At 36.8% G+C, this 21,614-nt stretch carries 23 protein-coding genes; 20 read left to right on the top strand and 3 right to left on the bottom strand.

All coding sequences use genetic code 11. The features are described 5' to 3' along the window. The first annotated feature begins 82 nt into the window (after nucleotides 1-82). The 4 genes from pdxR (at nucleotide 83) to Ami3637_RS13190 (ending at nucleotide 5,601) form a co-directional block, all read left to right on the top strand. On the top strand, nucleotides 83-1,519 hold the full coding sequence (gene pdxR, locus Ami3637_RS13175) for a MocR-like pyridoxine biosynthesis transcription factor PdxR (protein ID WP_162362957.1): 1,437 nt from the start codon (nucleotides 83-85) through the stop codon (nucleotides 1,517-1,519). A 20-nt stretch (nucleotides 1,520-1,539) separates the two neighbouring features. Further along, a complete protein-coding gene (locus Ami3637_RS13180; RefSeq protein ID WP_162362958.1) occupies nucleotides 1,540-2,772 on the top strand; it encodes a BaiN/RdsA family NAD(P)/FAD-dependent oxidoreductase in 1,233 nt (410 codons plus the stop codon). Between the two features lie 33 nt (nucleotides 2,773-2,805). After that, nucleotides 2,806-4,041 (top strand): peptidase T, encoded by a 1,236-nt coding sequence (pepT, locus tag Ami3637_RS13185; protein ID WP_162362959.1) that lies wholly within the window; start codon nucleotides 2,806-2,808, stop codon nucleotides 4,039-4,041. An 87-nt stretch (nucleotides 4,042-4,128) separates the two neighbouring features. Next, nucleotides 4,129-5,601, top strand: coding sequence for an aminotransferase class I/II-fold pyridoxal phosphate-dependent enzyme (locus tag Ami3637_RS13190; RefSeq protein WP_162362960.1), 1,473 nt, complete (start codon nucleotides 4,129-4,131; stop codon nucleotides 5,599-5,601). 53 nt (nucleotides 5,602-5,654) lie between these two features. Here Ami3637_RS13190 and Ami3637_RS13195 read toward each other — a convergent pair whose 3' ends face one another. From Ami3637_RS13195 to Ami3637_RS13205, 3 genes are read right to left on the bottom strand one after another with little or no spacing between them, the layout of a single operon-like run. Further along, a complete protein-coding gene (locus Ami3637_RS13195) occupies nucleotides 5,655-7,835 on the bottom strand; it encodes an ABC transporter permease family protein (protein ID WP_162362961.1) in 2,181 nt (726 codons plus the stop codon). Beyond that, nucleotides 7,810-8,706, bottom strand: a complete 897-nt coding sequence (locus tag Ami3637_RS13200; RefSeq protein WP_162362962.1) for an ABC transporter ATP-binding protein — start codon at nucleotides 8,704-8,706, stop codon at nucleotides 7,810-7,812. The genes Ami3637_RS13195 and Ami3637_RS13200 overlap by 26 nt, the downstream gene beginning before the upstream one ends. Next, nucleotides 8,703-9,086 carry a GntR family transcriptional regulator gene (locus Ami3637_RS13205; protein ID WP_162362963.1) on the bottom strand — a complete coding sequence of 128 codons (384 nt, stop codon included), beginning with the start codon at nucleotides 9,084-9,086 and terminating at the stop codon, nucleotides 8,703-8,705. The genes Ami3637_RS13200 and Ami3637_RS13205 overlap by 4 nt, the downstream gene beginning before the upstream one ends. 189 nt (nucleotides 9,087-9,275) lie before the next feature. Here Ami3637_RS13205 and asnA point away from each other — a divergent pair, with 189 nt between their 5' ends. The 16 genes from asnA (at nucleotide 9,276) to Ami3637_RS13285 (ending at nucleotide 21,613) form a co-directional block, all read left to right on the top strand. Then, nucleotides 9,276-10,286: an aspartate--ammonia ligase gene (gene asnA / locus Ami3637_RS13210; protein ID WP_162362964.1), complete on the top strand. Its 1,011-nt coding sequence runs from the start codon at nucleotides 9,276-9,278 to the stop codon at nucleotides 10,284-10,286. Between the two features lie 170 nt (nucleotides 10,287-10,456). Then, nucleotides 10,457-12,013: an N-acetylmuramoyl-L-alanine amidase family protein gene (locus tag Ami3637_RS17985; protein WP_162362965.1), complete on the top strand. Its 1,557-nt coding sequence runs from the start codon at nucleotides 10,457-10,459 to the stop codon at nucleotides 12,011-12,013. 104 nt (nucleotides 12,014-12,117) lie between these two features. Beyond that, nucleotides 12,118-13,206 carry a signal peptide peptidase SppA gene (gene sppA, locus Ami3637_RS13220; protein ID WP_162362966.1) on the top strand — a complete coding sequence of 363 codons (1,089 nt, stop codon included), beginning with the start codon at nucleotides 12,118-12,120 and terminating at the stop codon, nucleotides 13,204-13,206. A gap of 117 nt (nucleotides 13,207-13,323) precedes the next feature. Beyond that, nucleotides 13,324-13,680: a YlxM family DNA-binding protein gene (gene ylxM / locus Ami3637_RS13225; RefSeq protein ID WP_162362967.1), complete on the top strand. Its 357-nt coding sequence runs from the start codon at nucleotides 13,324-13,326 to the stop codon at nucleotides 13,678-13,680. A gap of 17 nt (nucleotides 13,681-13,697) precedes the next feature. After that, complete coding sequence (ffh, locus tag Ami3637_RS13230) at nucleotides 13,698-15,035, top strand: signal recognition particle protein (protein ID WP_162362968.1); 1,338 nt, start codon at nucleotides 13,698-13,700, stop codon at nucleotides 15,033-15,035. Between the two features lie 66 nt (nucleotides 15,036-15,101). Next, a complete protein-coding gene (gene rpsP, locus Ami3637_RS13235; protein ID WP_162362969.1) occupies nucleotides 15,102-15,344 on the top strand; it encodes a 30S ribosomal protein S16 in 243 nt (80 codons plus the stop codon). Nucleotides 15,345-15,361: 17 nt separating this feature from the next. Further along, entirely contained in the window at nucleotides 15,362-15,592 is a 231-nt protein-coding gene (locus Ami3637_RS13240; protein ID WP_162362970.1) for a KH domain-containing protein, read from the top strand. A gap of 109 nt (nucleotides 15,593-15,701) precedes the next feature. Continuing rightward, nucleotides 15,702-16,199: a ribosome maturation factor RimM gene (rimM, locus tag Ami3637_RS13245; protein WP_162362971.1), complete on the top strand. Its 498-nt coding sequence runs from the start codon at nucleotides 15,702-15,704 to the stop codon at nucleotides 16,197-16,199. Nucleotides 16,200-16,208: 9 nt separating this feature from the next. Further along, complete coding sequence (trmD, locus tag Ami3637_RS13250; RefSeq protein WP_162362972.1) at nucleotides 16,209-16,958, top strand: tRNA (guanosine(37)-N1)-methyltransferase TrmD; 750 nt, start codon at nucleotides 16,209-16,211, stop codon at nucleotides 16,956-16,958. Nucleotides 16,959-16,968: 10 nt separating this feature from the next. Then, nucleotides 16,969-17,910, top strand: a complete 942-nt coding sequence (locus tag Ami3637_RS13255; RefSeq protein ID WP_330586638.1) for an HlyD family efflux transporter periplasmic adaptor subunit — start codon at nucleotides 16,969-16,971, stop codon at nucleotides 17,908-17,910. A gap of 142 nt (nucleotides 17,911-18,052) precedes the next feature. Beyond that, entirely contained in the window at nucleotides 18,053-18,754 is a 702-nt protein-coding gene (locus tag Ami3637_RS13260; RefSeq protein WP_162362974.1) for a YggS family pyridoxal phosphate-dependent enzyme, read from the top strand. 9 nt (nucleotides 18,755-18,763) lie between these two features. Next, a complete protein-coding gene (locus Ami3637_RS13265) occupies nucleotides 18,764-19,255 on the top strand; it encodes a cell division protein SepF (RefSeq protein ID WP_243158019.1) in 492 nt (163 codons plus the stop codon). 6 nt (nucleotides 19,256-19,261) lie between these two features. Continuing rightward, the gene (locus Ami3637_RS13270; protein ID WP_162362975.1) at nucleotides 19,262-19,543 is read left to right on the top strand and encodes a YggT family protein; all 282 of its coding nucleotides are present in this window, start codon (nucleotides 19,262-19,264) and stop codon (nucleotides 19,541-19,543) included. 37 nt (nucleotides 19,544-19,580) lie between these two features. Further along, the gene (locus tag Ami3637_RS13275) at nucleotides 19,581-20,204 is read left to right on the top strand and encodes a DivIVA domain-containing protein (protein WP_162362976.1); all 624 of its coding nucleotides are present in this window, start codon (nucleotides 19,581-19,583) and stop codon (nucleotides 20,202-20,204) included. Nucleotides 20,205-20,223: 19 nt separating this feature from the next. Then, a complete protein-coding gene (gene lspA, locus Ami3637_RS13280; RefSeq protein WP_162362977.1) occupies nucleotides 20,224-20,682 on the top strand; it encodes a signal peptidase II in 459 nt (152 codons plus the stop codon). A 1-nt stretch (nucleotide 20,683) separates the two neighbouring features. Further along, nucleotides 20,684-21,613 (top strand): RluA family pseudouridine synthase, encoded by a 930-nt coding sequence (locus tag Ami3637_RS13285; protein WP_162362978.1) that lies wholly within the window; start codon nucleotides 20,684-20,686, stop codon nucleotides 21,611-21,613. Nucleotide 21,614: the final 1 nt, after the last annotated feature.

Consider the following 21,614-nt stretch of genomic DNA (forward strand, 5'->3'; position numbering starts at 1 on the left):
CATATAAAGAATTTTTGATTCTGATATGTGGTCGTTTTTTTGATTATAAAGAAAATTTTTGTGTGAATTGAAAGGGAGATTCATGAAAGCAATTATTCCTGAATTTGATGAGAATTCAACGAGACCGCTTTATTTACAGCTGTATGATTATATAAAAAAACAGATATTGTCAAATGAAATGAACCCAAATGAAAAACTACCTTCACTCCGGAGTCTGGCAGAAAGGTTGAATCTCAGTATTACTACTGTTAACCTTGCTTACAGCCAGCTTAATGTGGAGGGTTACATATATAGTAAACCCCAGTCCGGGTACTATGTGTGTAACATCCTGCATAGGGGGGAAAAGTCTGCAATTGATAGTAAGACAGAATTGTACGACAAAAGTGGCATGGAATATTCTTTATTTCCAGTAGATGTGGAAAAGACAGATGAATCTTCGGTTTTCCAGTATGATCTTTCATGCTTTGATTTTAATAAATGGAAAAAATGTATGAATAAAGTTTTGACGGAGTATCCTCATCTGCTTATGTTTGAAAGTGATCCTCAGGGAGAACTGGCTTTAAGATATGAAATTTCTAAATATATTTACCGCTCAAGAGGAGTTGTATGCAATCCGGAACAGATTGTAATAGGTGCAGGAACCCAGCAGATAACAAGCCATTTATGCCTGATACTGTCTAAACTTGGCATTAACCATGTGGCGGTTGAAGAGCCGGGATATTTACCGGTTAAAAACATGTTCAGAGACAGAGGCTTTGTTATAACACCAGTTGATGTGGACAAAGATGGTATTAAAATTCACAGGCTGCCGGCAAACATAAAGTCAGCTGTATATGTAAGTCCTTCCAATCAATTCCCTACGGGTGCAGTAATGCCTATTGCAAAAAGATATCAGCTGCTGGAATGGGCAAATCACAACAACAGTATTATCATTGAAGATGATTACGATAGTGAGCTCAGGTATTTCGGGAAACCCATACCTGCACTACAGGGCCTTGACAATGATCAGAGAGTAGTTTATCTGGGGTCCTTTTCATCTACTTTATTTTCTTCCATAAAAATCAGTTATATGGTATTGCCAGAGAAAATGGCTGATATATTTAAAGAAATAGGGCACGGATATACGCAGACCTGCTCTAAAACAGAACAACTTACCCTGGCTTTATTTATGGAACAGGGATTATATCAGACCAATATAAAGAAGTTGAGACATTTGTATTCGCGGAAACTACAGAAAGTCATAGGAGCTATCCATAAATACGGGAACGGAATAATAAAACCTACAAATACTTCGTCTGGAATTAATATGATTATCAATGTAAACAGTAAGAAAAGTGCTGGGAAACTTTGCAGCGAGGCCAAAGCATTAGGGGTGTCGGCTACACCAGTTTCCATATATGCGGATGATCCCACCGGGCATCAGTTAACCATGCTGGTTTTTTATTACAATCAGATTCCTATTAATCAGATTGAAAATACCATCCAATCATTGATAAAAATATGGACCACAGTTAAGTAAGAAAAAGAAAGGGCATAGTATTGGCAGACAAGAATATTTATGATGTAATAATAGTAGGAGGAGGGGCCTCTGGGCTTTTTTGTGCTGCCTCCTATGGAAGGCCTGTAAAGGGACTGATTCTGGAACAATCAGATTCCGGAGGTAAAAAACTGCTTATGTCTGGCAGTGGACAGTGTAACATCACTCATAGTGGTGATATAAAAGAATTTATTAAATATTATGGAGAAAACGGAAAGAAAATCCGCAGTATTTTATATCGATTCAATAATAAATCTGTTGTTGATTTTTTTGAATCAAGGGGCGTGCCTCTTCTGGAAAGAGAGGATGGAAAAGTTTTCCCAAAATCATTAGATGCAAAGGACATTTTAAATATACTCAAAGCCTCCGGTAGCCAAAATGGATTTCAGATTAATTATAAACAGAAGGTCTGCAAAATAGAGATTTCTGATGGGAAATATGTGGTTATATGCGAAGATTTAAAGGATAAGAAACAGGTGAAATATACTGCATTAAAATTAGTAATAGCTGCAGGTGGGTGTTCGTATCCCTCCACAGGCTCAGATGGCAGCATTTTTCCTGTTCTGGAGGAATTAGGTATCCAAATTATCAAATTAAAACCTGCTCTGGCTCCAGTTTATGTACAGGAGTATCCCTATACTCAGCTATCCGGAATATCTTTCTCTCCTGCATCTGTAAAGGTAAACCGGAGAGAGAATCAGGATGCACTGTTACTTACTCACACTGGTTTTTCAGGGCCTGCAGTAATAAATATTTCCCGGTATGTACACACAGGTGATCAATTGGTCATAAATTATTTCCCGGGAAAAAGCTTTGAGGAAATATTTTCCGAAATTAAGCAAAATGTTCCAAAAAGTAGTAAACAGACAGTCAATTTTCTGATAGAATATTTAGGTACAGCAATTTCAAAACGGTTTATTGAAAAGGTTTGCGAACGTGCTGGAATTGAAAGCAGCCGAAAAGTATCCAGTCTAACAGGCGGCCAGATTAAAAGTCTGGCGGAGCTATTGACAAGGGATACCTTTTCTGTCAGTGGAACAGGCGGTTTTAATGGGGCTATGGTAACGGCAGGTGGAGTTGCTTTAACAGAAGTAGACTTGAAAACCATGGAATGCAGGAAATATCCGGGGCTTTTCTTTGTGGGAGAAGTACTGGACGTGGATGGAGATACAGGTGGATATAATTTACAGTTCGCATGGTCCAGCGGATATTTAGCAGCTAATGTAAGTTATTAAAAAATATTTTATATGATATGGGGAGGATTAAAAATGAAACCTATTTTAAAAAGATTTATTGATTATGTAAAGATTGATACCGAATCTGCAGAAGATGCAGGTGTTGTACCAAGTACCAAAGGGCAGTTTGACCTGGCTAATAAATTAGCGGAAGAGTTGAAAAGCCTGGGTGCAGCTAATATAAAAGTTGACGAACATGCCTGTGTGACTGCAAAGGTACCAGGTAATCTGGAAGATGGGAAAAAAGTACCAAGTATCGGATTTATTGCCCATTTAGATACGGCTCCAGATTGTTCAGGTAAAAATGTTAAGCCACAGATTTTCGAAAATTATGATGGCGGTGAAATCATTATTAATAAAGAAAAAAATATAGTTTTAACCCCTGGCATGAATCCTGAACTTTTAGACTATGTTGGAAACACTATTGTAACTTCTGACGGAACTACTCTTTTAGGGGCAGATAACAAAGCAGGGATCGCCATTATTATGGATTCCCTTGAGCAGATTAAAAATCATCCGGAAATAAAACACGGGGATATTTGTGTGGCATTTACCCCAGACGAAGAAGTGCAGGGCGGTGCCGAATTATTTGATATTGAAGGGTTTGGGGCTGATTTTGCTTTTACAATCGATGGAGATGGTGTTGGCGAATTTAATTACGAGACTTTTAATGCCGCTGATGCACATATTGAGTGTAAGGGGGTGTGTATACATCCAGGCACGGCTAAAGACAAACTGATAAATCCAATTGTTCTTGCCAATGAATTTTTATCTGCATTACCAAGAAATGAAGCACCTGAAACAACGGAAGGAAGAGAAGGCTTTTATTATGTATATGAGATTTCTGGAGACACAGATGTTGCCAAGATTGATCTTCTGTTAAGAGATTTTGAAAGAGACAGCATGGAAAGAAGGATGACATTCCTTAAGGAAGTTGTTTCCAGGATCAATGAAAAATGGGGAAAAGAATATGTTTCTATTGATATAAAGACACAGTATTACAACATGAATGATTTCCTGAAAGATCAGGAACATATTATTAATACTGCATTAGAAGCATACAGACAGTGTAATCTTGAGCCTAAAATTGTTGCTGTCAGAGGAGGTACAGATGGCTCCACTTTATCAAGAAGAGGACTTCCTACTCCGAACTTATTTGTAGGGGGACACAATTATCACAGTGTGTCAGAATTTGCTTCCATAGAAGCTATGGAAAAAGCCAGAGAAGTTGTCATTAAAATATTAGAACTATATGCGTCAAAAGCTTAGTCATATGCAAGTTTATAGTTAAGGAAAAACAAAGCTAAGATGTATTTATGGTTTAAAGAATATAGAGGAGCTATTTAAATATACAGTATGAATAATCAAAATGGAATAACAAGCTTTTTACTTCAGCACAGAGAAAGTAAACCTGTTTCTTTTCATATGCCGGGACATAAAGGGGCAGATATTTATAGAAGATTTGGGTATGATCAGTTCCTTGAGAACATGATGGACTGTGACGTCACAGAAATCCACGGAGCAGATAACTTATTTCAGGCGGAAAGTATTATAAAGTGTGCTATGGAAAAGTACAGAGAGCTTTATGAAGTCAGGAAATCTTATTTACTTGTAAATGGCACCAGCTGTGGGCTGATAGCAGCGATTATGTCTTCTGTAAAATCAGAAGGCAGGCTGATTATGGCCAGAAACTGCCATAAATCTATTTTTAATGCGCTCACCCTGGGAAATATTTCACCAATATATGCATATCCGGAATTAATTGAAGAATTCGGAATCAGCGGGGAAATATTACCAGAAGAGATTGAACGGTTAATAAAAGAAAATCCTGATGCTGAAGCAGTAATTATTCCAAGCCCTAATTATTACGGCATCTGCAGTGACATAAAAAGTATCGGAAAAATCGTACATGATGCAGGAAAAATACTGATTGTGGATCAGGCCCATGGTGCACATTTGAAGTTTTTCAGCAGATTTTTATGTGATGAAAAGGATACGGATAACCAGTGGTATTCACTGCCAGAGTCGGCCGAAGAATGCGGGGCAGATATTGTAGTTAACAGCATTCATAAGACCTTAGCCTCTTTTACCCAGAGTGCAGTAATGAATGTGGTTACAGATAAAATTGATTTAAACGTACTGGAGGATAAGCTTCAATTAGTGGAAAGTACAAGTCCCTCTTACTTACTCATGAGTTCCCTGGATATAAATGCTGATTTACTAAATTCAAGAGGGAAAGATTTAATCCGTGAATGGTGGAGTAATGTGACTTCATTTTACAAAGAAGCTAAAAACATCAATGGTTTAAAGATTATCAATACAGGCATTAATATGGATTGGACAAAAATTAATCTGGATATGAGCCAGTGTGGCATAGCAGGCCATAAACTGGAGCAGCTTCTGATGGACAAAAATATCTTTACGGAGCTGGTAACCGGGAACATTGTTATGTGCATGACGGGTATTGGCAATGTAAAGCAGGATTTTGACAGGCTGCTGTGTGCTCTGAGAGAAATCAGCAGTCAAAATAATGAGAGGCAGAAAAAAGAAACCTCTGGCGCAGATGACCATCTGGCAGAACTGGCAAAGGCTATACCTAAACAGGAAAGCCTTCATGCTCTGCCTAAGAACAAACAGTGTGTCAGTCTGGAGGTTTCTGTGGGTCGCATTTGTGCCAGTTCTATTATTCCATATCCCCCAGGGATTCCTCTGATCTGCCCAGGTGAAATAATTACTGAAGAAGCAGTACACTACATAGAAGCACTCAGGGATTCTGGAGAAAAAGTCATGGGAATTAATGAAGAAAATCAAGTAGTTGTGGGGATGTAAAGCAATTTAAAAGGCAGTTGGATATATTACAACTGCCTTTTTATGTTTAGTTTTTATTTAAAGTAATCTGATATGAAGTCTGGAACAGCATTAAAATCATAATAGATATTATTTGAATATTTTTCTGTAATTCCATCAATTTGTTTGTAAACAATATAACCCTGATAATATTTATCATAATTATTTTGCATAGAACAATAGGTGTTAAGGATTTCCTGTATCTGATTTTTATCCGTAATGATAAACTCCTTTTGGTTCTCCCCAATCCCCATATCTTTAGAATCTTCCATAGTTGCAAAGTTTTCCTTGGTTAAAGGAGAAGATTCCTGTGTATTATTCTTAACATCTTGTTTGGTAAATACTATTTTTTCAACCATATCTGCGGTACATTCCAGGTATTTGGAATAACCGTTGTCTTTTAGCCACTTAATGGTGTTGCTGTCCGTTAAAAGAACATTTACATTTAATGTGGATGTTTGAAGTTTTTGATTATCGTCTAAATACTTATAGTCCATAAATAAACTGCAGTAGGCGTGTCTGTTACTTAAATTTTCTTCATAAGTCCTTTTTTGGAAATCCTCTTCCGCTGATTTTAACAAACCGGCTAATTTATCTTTGTCTGTTATAATCAGGTGGGAGGCTGTATTGTCATCATAAAAATACAGATTCCCTAAGGTAATACGTGTCATTTCTTTGCAGTTTAAGTGGTTAAATGAAAAATATTTTTTAAATTCATGGGACTCATAGAGTTGTTTAAGATATGGATTATTTTCCATTCTTTTATAAGTTAGCGTATAGACTCTTTGCAATCCCAGAGGATTTGATATATCGTAATAAAAATCAATAGGGTAAGTCTGTACATTTAACTTTTGCTCTTTTTCTATTTCATTCTTATGGTTCACGATTTCCTGATGTAATCCAATCAACGCTTTAATGTTCTCCGGGTTTTTATAATAAAAATCTCCTGTATTGGAATTGGCAGAAGAACGCTTAAAGAAATCAATGGTGTATCTGTCACTGTTATTTGAAAAATTAAAGCTGGTCGAAGAAGCTCCTTGGACTTTGTCAAAACTTGGAACCCTGCTTTCAAAACCCATCAGGTCTAAAGTTATTGAGCATATAAACAAAGACGCCATAAGAGCAAAAACACCAAAACTTTTTAACATCTGTCTGTTAAAAACACGGGGGGTTTTTAACACAATCATTCTTCCAATGATGAAAAATATAATGGCTCCGGCAATTAACCCTGAATAGAAATAGATATCGCTGTTCTGCGTGTTATTATTGTTGTTGCTGCTTGCTAAAGTGGTAAAATAATATCCCATTAAGGACATACCAAAATATGCGATTAGATAGCATATAACCGGTATCATAAAATTAAATACAATAGAATCTCCGGCTTTTTCCATTTCACGCTTCTGATATAGAATACCAGAGATTATCAGTACAGCAATAATTAATACGATATAGTATAGCTGAAAGGGAATAGAAAATGCCTTATCGCCAGTGAATACCTGCACGTAAGGGGATAAGCCCATCAGTATTTTTTCATGAATACCAGAAGATGTAAATCCAAACAGGTAACTTGAACAATAGGTTATAAATGTAAGATACAAAGCTGGCGCAAGGAAATTAAAACCAAAAGCAAGAGCCAGATGCATCACTGTATTTCCTGTTACCATTCCGGCTAAAACAGATATTGCATATACAACCAGTACAATTAATAAGGAATGCCAGAACCACTGGAAAACATTTGCTCTGGTAAATATGTTGACTGCACTTTCCAGCAAGGTGGTCATCTTATTGGAATCTTGGTACATAGTGCTGTCATAAGCAGGTTTTGCCATCATTTGAAGTATCAGTTCATTTGCCAGAAGGGGTAGTACAATCAGGATTAGTCCTGAAAGCAGACTGCTGTTAAAAAGCTGGGCTCTGGTAAAAGGCATGGAATGCATGGCCGTTACAGAACTTGAATTTTGAAGATACCTGTATATAATAACCGCAGTGACGATAGGAAGTATCAAATTAATAGCAACAAAAAAAGGCTGCTTATTTGACAGGCACATCTCGATGTAAGAGTATATATTATTGATATTGTCATAGCTCATGAGTATAGGAAATATACCAGACAGAAAATAAGCTAAAAACCCTAAAACAGGTATTGCCCAGAATCTTCTGAGATTTTCTTTTACCAGAGAGATGGAAACACTAAAATATGATGTTTTGAATTTCATTGTCAGCACCTCCTAATTCATAAATAAAAATTTCTTCCAGTGAAAGGGGCAGTATGTCAAACAGTACTGGATTACTTTCCAGTATTACCTGTTCTACCAACTGTCTTTTATCTTTGACAATCAGTAAATCTACCGTTCCCCGTGACTCCTGATGAAGAATATTCAAATGTTTATATGGGTTTTTGGGTTTATTTTTATAAGCTATCTGTATCTTATGTACATCCGATTTTAATTCATCCAGATCTCGTTCCATAACCATATGGCCCTTGGAGATAATGCCTATGGAATCACAGATGCCTTCCAGTTCTTTTAAATTGTGAGAGGAAACCAGAACGGTCATTTCTCTTTCAGCCACGTCTTCTACAATATATTTCCAGACTAACTTACGCACAATGGGGTCAAGACCGTCAATAGGTTCATCCAGAATGAGATACTCTGGCATAGACGCCATAGTTAATACAAATGCCGCCTGTTTTTGCATACCCTTTGAAAACTTTGCCAGTTTGTTTCGTTCACTAAGACCAAACTGGGTCACCATATGATTGTATCTTTCCTCATTCCAGTGCGGATAAAGGGACTTATAAAATTTGGACATTTCCTTCAGGTTATAGGTAGAGAAGAAAAACAGATCATCAGGGATGAATCCCATTTTCTGCTTTATATTTTTATTGTCAAAAACATCTTCGCCATCAATGGTAATCTGACCGGAGTCTGGTCGTATAATACCGGTTATATGCTTTATGATAGTAGTTTTCCCTGCGCCATTGGTGCCCACCAGACCATAAATAGATCCTTTGTTTACGTTAATATTTAAATCATTCAGGGCTTTAAACTGGTCAAAGTTTTTATTTACATCTATAACTTTAATCACTTATTGTCACCTCTTTCTTCAACGATCTGAAGAACCATTTTTTCTATTTCTTCTAAGTTTAAACCCAGAAAATATAATTCTCTGATATCATTTTTAATTCTCATCATAATTTCTTCTAACTGGACGGGATTAATAAAAGTTTCCCTTGGGGCGGCAACGAAAGTACCAAGTCCGGTAACGGTATAGATATAGCCTTGATATTCAAGCTCCCGATATGCCTTTTGAATTGTATTTGGGTTTACAGTCAGTACCTTAGACAATTCCCTGACTGAAGGCAATTTTTCTTCAGGCTTTAAAACTTCTGCGATAATTAGTTCTTTGAGGTTATCAACAACTTGTTCGTATATTGTTTTTCGGCTTTTTAAATCTAGTTGGAACATACAAAACACCTCCTTTTATAATACTACAGTGTACTATGCAAAATAGTACACTGTCAATTAGGAATCTTATTTATACTTGATTTTATTTTCATTACGTAATACAATAAAAAGTGAGTTTTTGTACATAAAGGAAAAAATGCAGTTTAACTGTATTAAAAAATATATTTAGCGCAAAAGGAGAAGGAGTTTATGTCAAAGTTAATAATCCCTGAGGGTTATACCCCGGTTATTGATTATATGGAGAGTCAGAGAGCTATTAAGAAGATTAAGGACTTTTTCCAGCAGGAACTGGCTTATGGCCTGAGCCTGAGAAGAGTTTCTGCACCACTTTTTGTTACACCAGAAAGTGGTCTGAACGATAACCTGAATGGAATTGAGAGAATCGTGAGTTTTACCCTGAAAGATATGGATGAAGCTGAAGTTGAAGTGGTTCAGTCATTGGCCAAGTGGAAGAGAATGGCCCTTGGAAAATACAACATTACACCTGGCAATGGTATTTATACAGATATGAATGCTATCCGAAGAGATGAAGAACTTGATAATCTTCATTCCGTATATGTTGACCAGTGGGACTGGGAGAAAACCATAACAAAAGAGCAGAGAACAGAAGCCTATCTGGAAGAAACCGTGGTAATAATTTATAATGCACTGAAGAACCTGGGCGACTACGTAAACAGATTATACAGAGGATTACAGACTGAGCTTCCAAATGAGATAACATTCATTAGTACACAGGAACTGGAAGACAGATGGCCTGACAAAACCCCTAAAGAAAGAGAAAATCTCATAGCTGAAGAAAAGAGAGCAGTCTTTATTAAGAAAATTGGAGGAAACCTGAAATCAGGCGAAAGGCATGATGGAAGAGCCCCAGACTATGATGACTGGGAATTAAATGGAGATATTATCCTATGGGATGAGGTCCTTAATATGGCTTTTGAGATTTCATCAATGGGCATCAGAGTAGATGAAGAAGCCATGGAAAGACAGCTGAAACTGGCAAATGCAGAAAACAGAAAAGAATTAGCTTTTCATAAAGCCATTTTAAATAAAGAAATGCCATATTCCATCGGTGGTGGTATAGGACAGAGCAGGCTGTGTATGTTCTTTTTAAGAAAAGCTCATATCGGAGAAGTTCAGGTATCTGTATGGCCTGAGGACATGATTAAGGAATGTAAGGAAAATAACATTTTCTTGTTATAGTCTTTTCCTTTATTTAAGAATAATAAGAATTTTTACAACCGTGATTTTAAAAGTGCAGTACTTTTAAAATCGCGGTTCCTTTTTTTGGTAATATATTCAGGATGTATATTTTGTCAGAATATGTTACAATTAAGTAGATTATAGAATAAAAAGAAAAGGTAGGAAAAGAGATGAAAATAAAGGGGAAAAGGGCAGCAGCAATATGTACCATGGTAGCATTAGCTATAAACATGATTCCATATACAGCATGTGCAGATGATAACATGAGTTATACAGACATAAGTGAAAATTTCACTACCGCGGGCTATTACAATCCACAGAACATTATTATTTCCCAGCCATATAACGGCTATAGCACAACCAGCAGTAAAGTCAGTATATTAGGTGCGGCGGATTATAACTATCCTGTTTATATGAATGGAACACAAATCGGAATGACGGAGCATGGATTTTTTGCAGTTTATACTAATTTAAAGATAGGAAATAATACTTTTACTTTTTCGAATAATGGAAAAAGTAAAAGTATAAACATAATAAGAAAAGCAGCGGCAAGTAACAGTGGTACCAGTACTGCAGGAAAGGGTGTTTCTTACTGGCCAAAAAGTCATAAGGCAAAATATGCGGTGGTAAAGGGACAAAATATATCCAGAATGAACACACCTGGTGGTGACAGTAAGAGTCTGATGATTCCTCTTGCTACGGGGACAACAGCACAAATCATAGGAGAAACCAGTAGTTTATACTGCTTATCAGATTATTCTTTGGTATATAAAAGCAATGTCACTGTAAGTGATGGTACTTTAGGCAAAAACGCAATCACAGCCATGAATTTAGTGGATGATAATGGTCATAATTGCACAGAATTGCAGTTTTCCATGAATCAGAAGGCACTATATAATCTGGAAATGGGGCAGCAAAGTGCCATTCTCACTGTATATAATACAAACCAGTCCGTAAAGAGTGAACTTCCTCCGAACCAGATGGTAAAAGATGTTCAGGTTCTGGAAAATGGCAGTAAGGGATACGCAAAATATCAGATAAACTTTCAGAAAAATGCACCTGTAAATGGTTATTATGTAGAGTTTTCGGATGGAAAAATGCTGGTTGGATTTAAGAAACTGCCAGCCATAACCGGCGACAGACTGGATGGAGTCCGTATACACATTGATGCAGGACATGGTGGTACGGATACTGGTGCCACAGGCCCAATGGCAGCCTTCGGCCCTCAGGAAAAGGACATTAATTTAGGGATTGCTTTATATGCAAAAAAGTATCTGGAGAACAAAGGCGCAACGGTAATAATGACAAGGACGGATGATTCTACCAAAGAACTTTCTGACCGTGCTGCAACGGTAGCGGCTGTCAAACCAGATTTCTCTTTGTCCATACATTGCAATTCAATGCCTGTAACAGCAGATTACAATAATGCAAAAGGATTTCTTACTTTCTATTCTTTTAATAGTAGTGGAGCCGCAGAATTTATCAATACTTATATAACAAATAAAGTCGGGATACAGAAATCAAGTGCAAGATACAGCAATCTGGCTATGACCCGTATGACTGGGTACCCGGCCGTTTTATTTGAAACTTCATTCATGTCAAATCCTTCAGACTATGAATGGATGATTAAGCCTGAAACTCAGAGACAATTTGGAATTGCTGCTGGGGAGGCAGTGGAAAACTTTATTAAACAACAAGCTAAACAAAATATAAATACCAGTGTATAGCAATATTGAGTAAATGATAAATCTATGGTATAATACATCGTATTGCCCAGAATCTGCTAAAAAAATAAGATAGGGAACAAATTGGAAAGGGGAATTTTTAACTAATGGATGAAGAGAACAATGGAGCAAATGGAACATTTTACAACCAGCAAAATCAAAATGGTGTAAGATTTTATTCAATGGATGCAGCAGGAGTACCAAATAAAAAATCAAGAACAAAAAAAGCATTAATTGTTTTTGGGATTATTTTAGCAGTAATCGCTGTAATTGCTGTAATCGTCAGTCATTTTGATAATGGTTCATCAAGCAGCAGCAGCGGAAACGTTTATCCGGATGATCCGTATATTGCAAAGCTAAGTGTTGAAGGAACTATTGCATCAAATAACAGCAGTGACTATTTTGGCACACCAGCAGGATATCAGCATCAATGGACGCTAGACACCATTGATGACTTAATAAAAGATGAGAACAACAAAGGTATTATCTTATTTGTAAACAGTCCTGGTGGCGGAGTGTATGAGAGCGATGAACTGTATTTTAAGATTAAGGAATATCAGAAAAAGACAGGCAGACCAGTATATTCAGCTATGGGAACCATGGCAGCATCAGGTGGATATTATATCTCAGTTCCGTGCGATAAAATAATTGCCAACAGGAATTGCTGGACCGGTTCAATCGGCGTTACCATAGGAACAATTTATGATTTTTCAGGACTCCTTGAGAAATATGGAGTGAGGACCAATACCATTACATCTGGGGCTAACAAAGCCATGGGAAATCCGGTAGAACCAATGACAGATGAACAAAAGCAGATTTTCCAGTCCCTGGTTAATGAAGCCTATGATCAGTTTGTAGGACTTGTGGCTGAGGGCCGGCACATGGATGTGGAAAAAGTAAGAAAAATAGCAGATGGAAGAATATATACGGCAAAGCAGGCATTAGCATTAGGTCTGATTGATAAAATCGGAACCTATCAGGAAGCAGTAGCGGATATGCAAAAGACATATAAACTGGGAGACTGCGAAGTGGCAGAGTTGAGTGATGATGATACATCATTCCTTGGGTCCCTGTTTGGCAAAATAAATATCCCAAAAATGACTTCTAAAAGCGATGTGGCTGCTATTGTGGAATTAATGAAAGATGAAAACGAATTCCCAGTAAGCTATATGTGTGATGCTTTAAAAAAATATTAATTTAAAAGAAGAGACAGTGTCAAGAAAATATACTTGACACTGTTTTTTATTTATGGTAAATTTATTAAGGTGTCAAGTAAAGATACTTGGCAGTATAAAAGGAAAGAGGAATTGGTAATGTTTGATAAAATTGCAGAAGTAAGCTTATTATATGATTTTTATGGTGAGCTGCTTACAAACAGGCAGAGAGATGCAATGCAGCTTTATCATGAAGAAAACCTATCTCTTTCAGAAATTGCACAGGAATTTTCTATTAGCAGACAGGGTGTTCATGATGCTTTGAAAAATGCTGAAAAAGCATTGCACGAATATGAACAGAAGCTTGGCCTGGTCAGGAAGTTTACTAAAACCCGCGAGGCCGTATTACAGATTGACAGCAGACTGGACATGCTTATAAGAGAAAATAAGAATAATAAAGATTTAATAAATAAATTAGAGGACATCAAAGGGATCATCGACGGACTTGATGAATAATGGAATTGGAGGTCCAAATGGCATTTGAAAGTTTATCAGATAAGCTACAGGGCGTATTTAAAAAGTTAAAAGGAAAAGGCGTACTTACAGAAGCTGATATAAATGAAGCAATGCGAGAAGTAAAGCTTGCACTTTTAGAGGCGGATGTAAACTTTAAAGTTGTTAAAGACTTTGTGTCAGCTGTTAAAGAAAAATCTTTAGGCAGTGATGTACTTGAGAGTCTGACTCCTGGGCAACAGGTAATAAAAATTGTTAATGACGAATTAGTTGGCCTTATGGGTGGTGCTAACAGTAAACTTACTTATTCACCCAGAGGATTTACCATACTTCTTATGGTAGGTCTGCAGGGTACTGGTAAAACAACTACCTGCGGTAAGCTCGCCAATTATCTCAAGAAAAATGGCAAAAAGCCTATGCTTTGTGCCTGTGATATATACAGACCAGCTGCCATAGACCAGCTAGAAGTAGTCGGAAAAACGGTTGATGTTCCTGTATTTACCATGAGAGACTGTAAAGAACCAGAAGTAATTGCTGAAACAGCAGTGAAAGAGGCTGAACTTAAAGGCTTTGATGTACTTATTGTGGATACAGCCGGAAGACTCCAAATAGATGAAGCACTCATGGAAGAACTGGTCAGGGTAAAAAAAGCTATAAAACCCCATGAGATTCTGTTAGTAGTAGATGCTATGACAGGTCAGGATGCTGTAAACGCTGCAGCTGGTTTTGATGATAAGCTGGGGATTGATGGAGTCATCATGACCAAGCTTGATGGTGATGCCAGAGGTGGTGCTGCACTTTCCGTTAAGCAGGTAACAGGAAAACCAATAAAATTCATTGGTGTTGGAGAAAAGTTTGATGCACTGGAGCCTTTCCACCCGGAAAGAATGGCCAGCAGAATCTTAGGCATGGGTGATATGCTCAGCCTGATAGAAAAAGCACAGGAAAACTTTGATGAATCCAAAGCTGAAGAACTGGAAAAAAAGATAAAGAAAAATGAGTTTACATTAGATGACTTCTTAGAGCAGATGGGACAGATAAAGAAAATGGGTGGCCTGGCTAAAATTCTGGATATGATTCCTGGGGCAAATACAAAGGCAATGAAAGATGTCAATCTTGATGAAAGCCAGAAGGAATTTGCGCAAATGGAGGCAATCATTTTATCCATGACTAAGGCCGAAAGAAAAGATCCATCGATTTTAAATGCCAGCAGAAGAAAGAGAATTGCGGCAGGTTCCGGACAGCCTGTAAGTAAGATTAATACGCTGATTAAGAGATATGATGAAGCAAGAAAAATGATGAAACAGTTTGCAAATGCTTCAGGAAATAAGAGAAAAAGAATGTTCAGAGGTTTTTAAATTCAGCAATTCGGACTGAGTTTAGATATATATATTTAAAATGCATATTTTAGGAGGAATAATTAAATGGTAAAGATTAGATTAAAGAGAATGGGAGCAAATAAGAAACCTTTCTACAGAGTAGTAATTGCAGATTCAAGAGCACCAAGAGATGGTAAATTTATTGAAGAAGTTGGAACATATAATCCACTTACAGATCCTGCTACTATTAATATTGATGGAGAAAAAGTAAAGACTTGGTTAGGTAATGGAGCACAGCCTACAGAAACAGTAAGAGCTCTTCTAAAAAAATCAGGAATCATTGAATAAGAAAGCGGTGAACTTTAATGGTAAAACTCGTTGAAGCAATTGCAAAGTCACTTGTAGACGACCCAGATGCCGTTGAGGTCAAAGAGGTTGAGGGCAAGCAGGCTGTTGTAATAGAACTTAGAGTTGCACCCAATGATATGGGAAAGGTAATTGGCAAGCAGGGAAGAATTGCAAAGGCTCTTCGTACTGTTGTCAAGGCTGCCGCAACAAAAGCAAATAAGAAGGTAGTTGTAGAAATTGTACAGTAAACATTCTGCGATATAAGACATAAGAGGGTATTTCAGGAATTGAAATTCCCTCTTATTTGAATTTTGAAGATACTAAATAAGTATTAAAATATTTGAGGAAATTCTAAAGATGGAAAAAATTAAAATTGGTCAGATTGTAAATGCTGTGGCCCTTAAGGGGGAAGTTAAAATTTATAACTATTCAGATTACAAAGAAAGATTTGAAGAGTTAGAATGTATTTACGTTGAAGATAAGAAGATAAACATTGAAAAAGTGCGATACATGAAAGAAATGGTCATTCTGAAGCTGGAAGGTATCAATGACAGAAATGCTGCAGAAGCACTAAAAGGCAGGGCTGTTTATATTGGAGAAAACCAGCTTAGAGTGCTTCCTGAAGGTACGTATTATATAAGAGATATAATTGGGATGGAAGTCCGTGACCAGGATGACAACAGGATTGGAAAACTTAAAGATGTAATACAGAACAGCGCTCAGGATTTATATGAAATTGAACTGGAAAATAAAAAGACAACTCTGATTCCCGCAGTAGAAGAGTTTATTTTGGATATAAATATAGAACAGAAATATATTAAAGTCAAACTTATAGAAGGCATTTTAGATTTGTAGGTACAAATAATGAAAATAAATATACTTACCCTTTTTCCGGAGATGTTCGAGCCGGTTATAGGCGGCAGCATATTAGGAAGAGCCAGGAAAAAAGGAATATTAGAGGTAAACCTTATAAATATAAGGGATTTTAGTCAGGACAAGCATAAAAAAGCAGATGACTATCCTTTTGGCGGTGGTGTTGGCATGGTCATGCTGGCAGATCCGGTTTTTCGTGCTATGGAATCCATAAATGCCCAGGGGAAGAAGGCTTTATATATGTCCCCCAGAGGAAAAGTCATTGATCAAGATAAGATACAGCAGATTTCAAAAGAAGAGGAAATAGTCATACTATGCGGGCACTATGAAGGGATAGATGAAAGAATACTGGAGTATTGGAATATGGAAGAGGTTTCCATAGGGGATTATGTCCTTACTGGAGGGGAACTTCCTGCTATGGTGCTGATAGATTCTGTTGCCAGATTCATTCCAGAAGTTCTTGCAGGAGAAGAATCTGCCCAGGAAGAATCCATTTATTCAGGTCTTTTGGAGTATCCCCAATATACAAAACCACGAGAATACAGAGGAATGATGGTACCAGAAGTACTCTTTAACGGAAACCATAAACTGATTGCCCTGTGGAAGTATGAAAAGTCTTTGGAAATGACCAGGGACAGGCGACCGGACTTATTTCAGCGGTATTTAAAGGAACATGGGGACTTGTCCAAAGAAGAACTTAAAATATTAAAGAAAGTTGAAAGTACAGTGAAAAAGGTGTAAAATAACAAAGGTGAGTATTTTGACTAAAGGAAAAAAAAGAGGCTTACTGCTTTATATGATAGTGCTCATATCTTTGGGCATAATAACACAGTTAGTACCTGAAGTTACAGGGGCACTTACGAAAACGGAGATTCTCCAATATGAGAATATGCAGATTACAGATGAAGTAAAGTGTTATATTGTCAGAAATGAAACTGTACATCTTGCCGCAAATGCAGGAACGATTAATTATTACATTGAAAATGGTGTTAAAGTAAGAAAAAATACAAAAATTCTTGATATAACACCTCATTCTGCCAGCAGTGAAACTTCTGAATATGCAGATATTGTTACCAGGCTCGGCAAGACCAATGTTACACTTACTCAAATGAATTGCGCTCAGACTGGTATAGTCAGTTATTATGTTGATGGTTATGAAGGCTATTTTACCCCTGAAAAAATGGCGACTTTAAAATATAAAGACGTGGAAGGGTTGAAAATTAAGCCTGTAAATCTTACGAGAAAGAACACTTTGGCAGGAGAGCCTTTATTTAAAATATGTGAAAACAATTACTGGTATATGATAGCATGGGTTGACCCCAGCAATATTGCTAAGTATGAGGTGGGAAATTCGGTAAAGGTAGATTTACCCATGGGCCAGGTGAAAGCTAATGTGGAGCAGATGGTAGACCAGGGAGAAAAATGGCTTGTCATAATGAAAACTACCATGTTTTATGAGGATTTTACAAAAATAAGGAGCACGAAAGCCAACATAATTACTCAGGATTACTCAGGAATTAAAGTCAGAAACTCCAGTATTACAACTGATAAAGGTGTTGTAGGTGTATACATAAAATCTAAAAACGGAGATTTTGTTTTTAAACCAGTAAAAATCATAACAAGTGATGGGATTACTCTCTTGTTAATGTTTCCAGCTTTTATGATAAGGATGGGAAAGAAGTCAGTACTGTAGAGATTTATGATGAAATATTAAAAAATCCCAAGCAGGATTTTAAAAGCCCTCAAAATCCTAAAAGTCCCCAGAATCCTAAAAGTTCTGGGAAAACTGTAGAAGAATAAACGTCATAGGTAAAAGAAAAAGAGGTGAATTCTTTATGTCAATTAAGGAAAATATCAGAGAAATAAATGAGATTAAAAATGAGGCAGCTGCAAAAGCAGGTAGAAATGGAGATGATATTCTTCTTGTTGCGGTAACAAAAACCAGACCTTATGAAGATCTTAATGAAGCCATTGATGCAGGAATTACGGATATCGGTGAGAACAAGGTTCAGGAAATCATGGACAAGTATGATTTTGTTAAACCTGTAAGATGGCATTTAATAGGTCATCTGCAGACAAACAAAGTAAAATATATTATTGATAAAGTATCCATGATTCATTCCGTTGATTCCATAAAGCTTGCCGAGGAAATCAATAAAAGGGCAGCACAGCATAACTTAACAATGGACATACTTATTCAGGTAAATGCAGCGCAGGAAGAAAGTAAATTTGGTATAACAACCGATGAAACGGAAAATATGATTCATTATATTCTGAAAAACTGTCCAAATATAAACATAAGAGGCTTGATGTGCATAGCACCGTTTGAAGATAATCCTGAGGATGTAAGGATTTTCTTCGCTCAGGTAAAAGAGCAATACGACAGGTTCTCAAAAATACAGCATGAACGATTAGATTTTAAGTATTTATCCATGGGAATGTCACATGATTTTGAAGTTGCTATTGCAGAAGGTTCAAACCTTATCAGAGTAGGAACTGCGATTTTTGGGGCAAGAAACTACAATAAAACCGTATAGGAGGTTAATATGGGACTTTTTGGAATGTTTAAAGATTTAGTAGGTATAGAAGATGTGGATGACGACATTCAAGAAGAAGAAATTCAGGCTGCAGCTGCAGAGCTTGAAAGAAAATCTGTAGAAACAAGGAATTCATTTACAACACCAAGACCGGAAATAAGGGAACCTAAAGTGGTACCAATGCAAAGTAAACCAATGACAGCGAACACTGTTCCGTTTAAAATGGTAGTTATTGAACCTAAGGGTTTTGACGAATGCCCTAAATTAGTAGATAACTTAAAAGCAAAGAAACCGATTATAATAAATCTTGAAAAAATAGAATCAGATACTGCAAGAAAGATTTTCGACTTTTTAAGTGGTGCTACATATGCTGTAAATGGTAATGTACAGAAAATTGCCAATAACATCTTTGTTTTTGCCCCTGAAAATGTAGACATTTCAGCTAATGTTGACCATAAGGGTATAGATTTTAGTGGAAACGTAAAAAGCCCCTGGAGGTAATAGAATATGAAATTTTTATTAATTAATGCAGTTGGTTGGTTTTGTGATATCCTGATATTTCTGCTTTTAGCCAGAGCTGTTTTAAGCTGGTTTGTTATGGGACAATATAATAACCTGTATAGAGTTTACGAGATTATTTGCAATATCACAGAACCCATTGTTGCTCCGTGCAGAAGACTTTCTATGAGATTAAATACAGGGATGCTGGATTTATCCGTGTTTTTTGCATTTTTTCTTGTATCTATTGTCAGAAAAATCATTATTACAATACTGATAATCATTATGTAGGGTAGTACTAATATAAAATTTGGGAAGGACTTAAAATATGATTACTCCATTAGATATACAAAATAAAGAATTTTCAAAAGGTGTCAGAGGATATAAAGAAGAAGAAGTAGATAGCTTCTTAGATATACTGACCATTGATCTTGAAAAGATAATCGGCGAAAATGCAGCCCTTAAGGAAGAAGTAAAGCACCTGGGGGAAGAACTTGAAAAATACAGAGGTTCAGAAACGGCCGTAGTGGAAACCCTGGAAGCTGCAAAAGCCTTGATGCGGGATATTGCTGTCAGTTCAGAGAAAAGAGCTGAGATTTTGTTAAAAAATGCAGAACTGGATGCACAGCTGATTACCAGAGAAGCAAAAGAATCTGTAGAAAGACTGACGGAAGAGAGTGCTAACCTGAGAAACAGATTTGTAACTTTTAAATCAAAATATAAGAATCTCTTGGAATCTGAGCTGGAAAGATTTGATGCACTGAGCAATGAGATTTTTACAGAATTCGGTGATTTAGGAGTTAGAACTAACCCTTCACAGAAAAACAGTGTCCAGGAAGCAAAAAATGAAAATGCAGAACATAGCACCAAGATTATTTCAGAGATTGAATCTGGCGTAGATGATTTAAAAAAGACAATGATAAATTTAAGAGTAGGAGATGGGGCACATTAATTGCCACATAAAATTTTATATGTACTATATTGTAATTATTGCGGCTGTAATGCTGGATCAGCTGGTTAAATATATAATCAGGGTTAATATGGATTTATATGAGACGATTCCTATTATTAATGGTGTATTTCATATAACTTATATACAAAATACAGGGGCAGCATTCAGCATGTTCAGTGGACATACAGGGATACTTGCGCTTATAACAGTTATTATTACTATAGGTATACTGGTTTATTTGTTTAAACTCAGAAGAGGCGGCCATCGGATGCTGATGCTGTCATTATCTCTGATTGCGGCAGGTGGCCTGGGTAATATTGTAGACCGGGTAATGTTAAAGTATGTGGTAGATTTTTTTGATCTAAGAATCTGGCCTATTTTTAATCTGGCTGATGTTTATGTGTGTTGCGGCTGTGGGCTTTTAGTGATTTATATATTTTTTATAGAACCAAAATTAAATGCACAAAGGGACATATAAGATGTGTGAAGAAAATTCATTTGAAATAATAATTAATGAAACATTAGAAGGGACCAGAATTGATTTGGCCCTTTCTTTGGCATATAAAGAAAAATCCAGAAGCTTTTTTCAAAAACTTCTGGAATCCGGAAATGTAGAAATAAATGGACAGATAAATGACTCCAAGAAATACAAAGTAAAATCTGGAGATGTTATTCGTGCTATAATTCCTGAGCCTCGATTACTTACGGTTGAACCGGAAAATATACCTTTAGATATTTTTTATGAAGATCAGGATGTATTGGTAGTGAATAAACCTAAGGGCATGGTGGTCCATCCAGCTAATGGAAATGAATCAGGAACCCTGGTAAACGCTGTCATGTACCATTGCGGGGATAGCCTCTCTTCCATAAACGGAGTCATCAGACCGGGAATTGTGCATAGAATAGATAAGGATACCAGTGGGCTTCTGATGATAGCAAAGAATGACCGGGCACATAACTGCCTGGCGGAACAGCTGGCAGAACATAGTATAACAAGAGCTTATCGGGCAATTGTATATCATAATTTCTCAGAGGATGAAGGAATGGTAAACAAACCCATAGGGAGAGATCCCCATGACAGACTGCGGCAGGCAGTTACTGACATTAACAGTAAACGTGCGGTTACTCATTACAGGGTACTGGAAAGGTTTGGAGCATTTACGCTGATTGAAGCACGGTTGGAAACTGGGAGAACTCATCAGATAAGAGTTCATATGGCATATATAAAACATCCTCTTTTAGGTGATATGGTTTATGGACCTAGGAAAAAAGTCCTGGGGGTAGACACTCAGATGCTTCATGCTAAAATTCTGGGATTTAAGCATCCCACTACAGGTGAGTATATGGAATTTGAAAGCCCTTTGCCAGAGGAATTTGAAACAGTATTAAGAAAGTTAAGGAAGGAATAAG

Origin of the sequence: Aminipila terrae (assembly GCF_010120715.1) — a bacterium.
Taxonomy (GTDB): Bacteria; Bacillota; Clostridia; order Peptostreptococcales; family Anaerovoracaceae; genus Aminipila; species Aminipila terrae.

Bases quoted from the DNA above. Each gene is read 5' to 3' on its own strand.
- Ami3637_RS13240 (WP_162362970.1), top strand. From the start codon at position 15,362: ATGGTAAAACTCGTTGAAGCAATTGCAAAGTCACTTGTAGACGACCCA.
- ffh (WP_162362968.1), top strand. From the start codon at position 13,698: ATGGCATTTGAAAGTTTATCAGATAAGCTACAGGGCGTATTTAAAAAG.
- rimM (WP_162362971.1), top strand. From the start codon at position 15,702: ATGGAAAAAATTAAAATTGGTCAGATTGTAAATGCTGTGGCCCTTAAG.
- Ami3637_RS13275 (WP_162362976.1), top strand. From the start codon at position 19,581: ATGATTACTCCATTAGATATACAAAATAAAGAATTTTCAAAAGGTGTC.
- Ami3637_RS13285 (WP_162362978.1), top strand. From the start codon at position 20,684: ATGTGTGAAGAAAATTCATTTGAAATAATAATTAATGAAACATTAGAA.
- rpsP (WP_162362969.1), top strand. From the start codon at position 15,102: ATGGTAAAGATTAGATTAAAGAGAATGGGAGCAAATAAGAAACCTTTC.
- Ami3637_RS13260 (WP_162362974.1), top strand. From the start codon at position 18,053: ATGTCAATTAAGGAAAATATCAGAGAAATAAATGAGATTAAAAATGAG.
- sppA (WP_162362966.1), top strand. From the start codon at position 12,118: ATGGATGAAGAGAACAATGGAGCAAATGGAACATTTTACAACCAGCAA.
- Ami3637_RS13205 (WP_162362963.1), bottom strand. From the start codon at position 9,086: ATGTTCCAACTAGATTTAAAAAGCCGAAAAACAATATACGAACAAGTT.
- pepT (WP_162362959.1), top strand. From the start codon at position 2,806: ATGAAACCTATTTTAAAAAGATTTATTGATTATGTAAAGATTGATACC.
- Ami3637_RS13270 (WP_162362975.1), top strand. From the start codon at position 19,262: ATGAAATTTTTATTAATTAATGCAGTTGGTTGGTTTTGTGATATCCTG.
- trmD (WP_162362972.1), top strand. From the start codon at position 16,209: ATGAAAATAAATATACTTACCCTTTTTCCGGAGATGTTCGAGCCGGTT.
- pdxR (WP_162362957.1), top strand. From the start codon at position 83: ATGAAAGCAATTATTCCTGAATTTGATGAGAATTCAACGAGACCGCTT.
- Ami3637_RS17985 (WP_162362965.1), top strand. From the start codon at position 10,457: ATGAAAATAAAGGGGAAAAGGGCAGCAGCAATATGTACCATGGTAGCA.
- Ami3637_RS13265 (WP_243158019.1), top strand. From the start codon at position 18,764: ATGGGACTTTTTGGAATGTTTAAAGATTTAGTAGGTATAGAAGATGTG.
- asnA (WP_162362964.1), top strand. From the start codon at position 9,276: ATGTCAAAGTTAATAATCCCTGAGGGTTATACCCCGGTTATTGATTAT.
- Ami3637_RS13195 (WP_162362961.1), bottom strand. From the start codon at position 7,835: ATGAAATTCAAAACATCATATTTTAGTGTTTCCATCTCTCTGGTAAAA.
- Ami3637_RS13190 (WP_162362960.1), top strand. From the start codon at position 4,129: ATGAATAATCAAAATGGAATAACAAGCTTTTTACTTCAGCACAGAGAA.
- ylxM (WP_162362967.1), top strand. From the start codon at position 13,324: ATGTTTGATAAAATTGCAGAAGTAAGCTTATTATATGATTTTTATGGT.
- lspA (WP_162362977.1), top strand. From the start codon at position 20,224: ATGTACTATATTGTAATTATTGCGGCTGTAATGCTGGATCAGCTGGTT.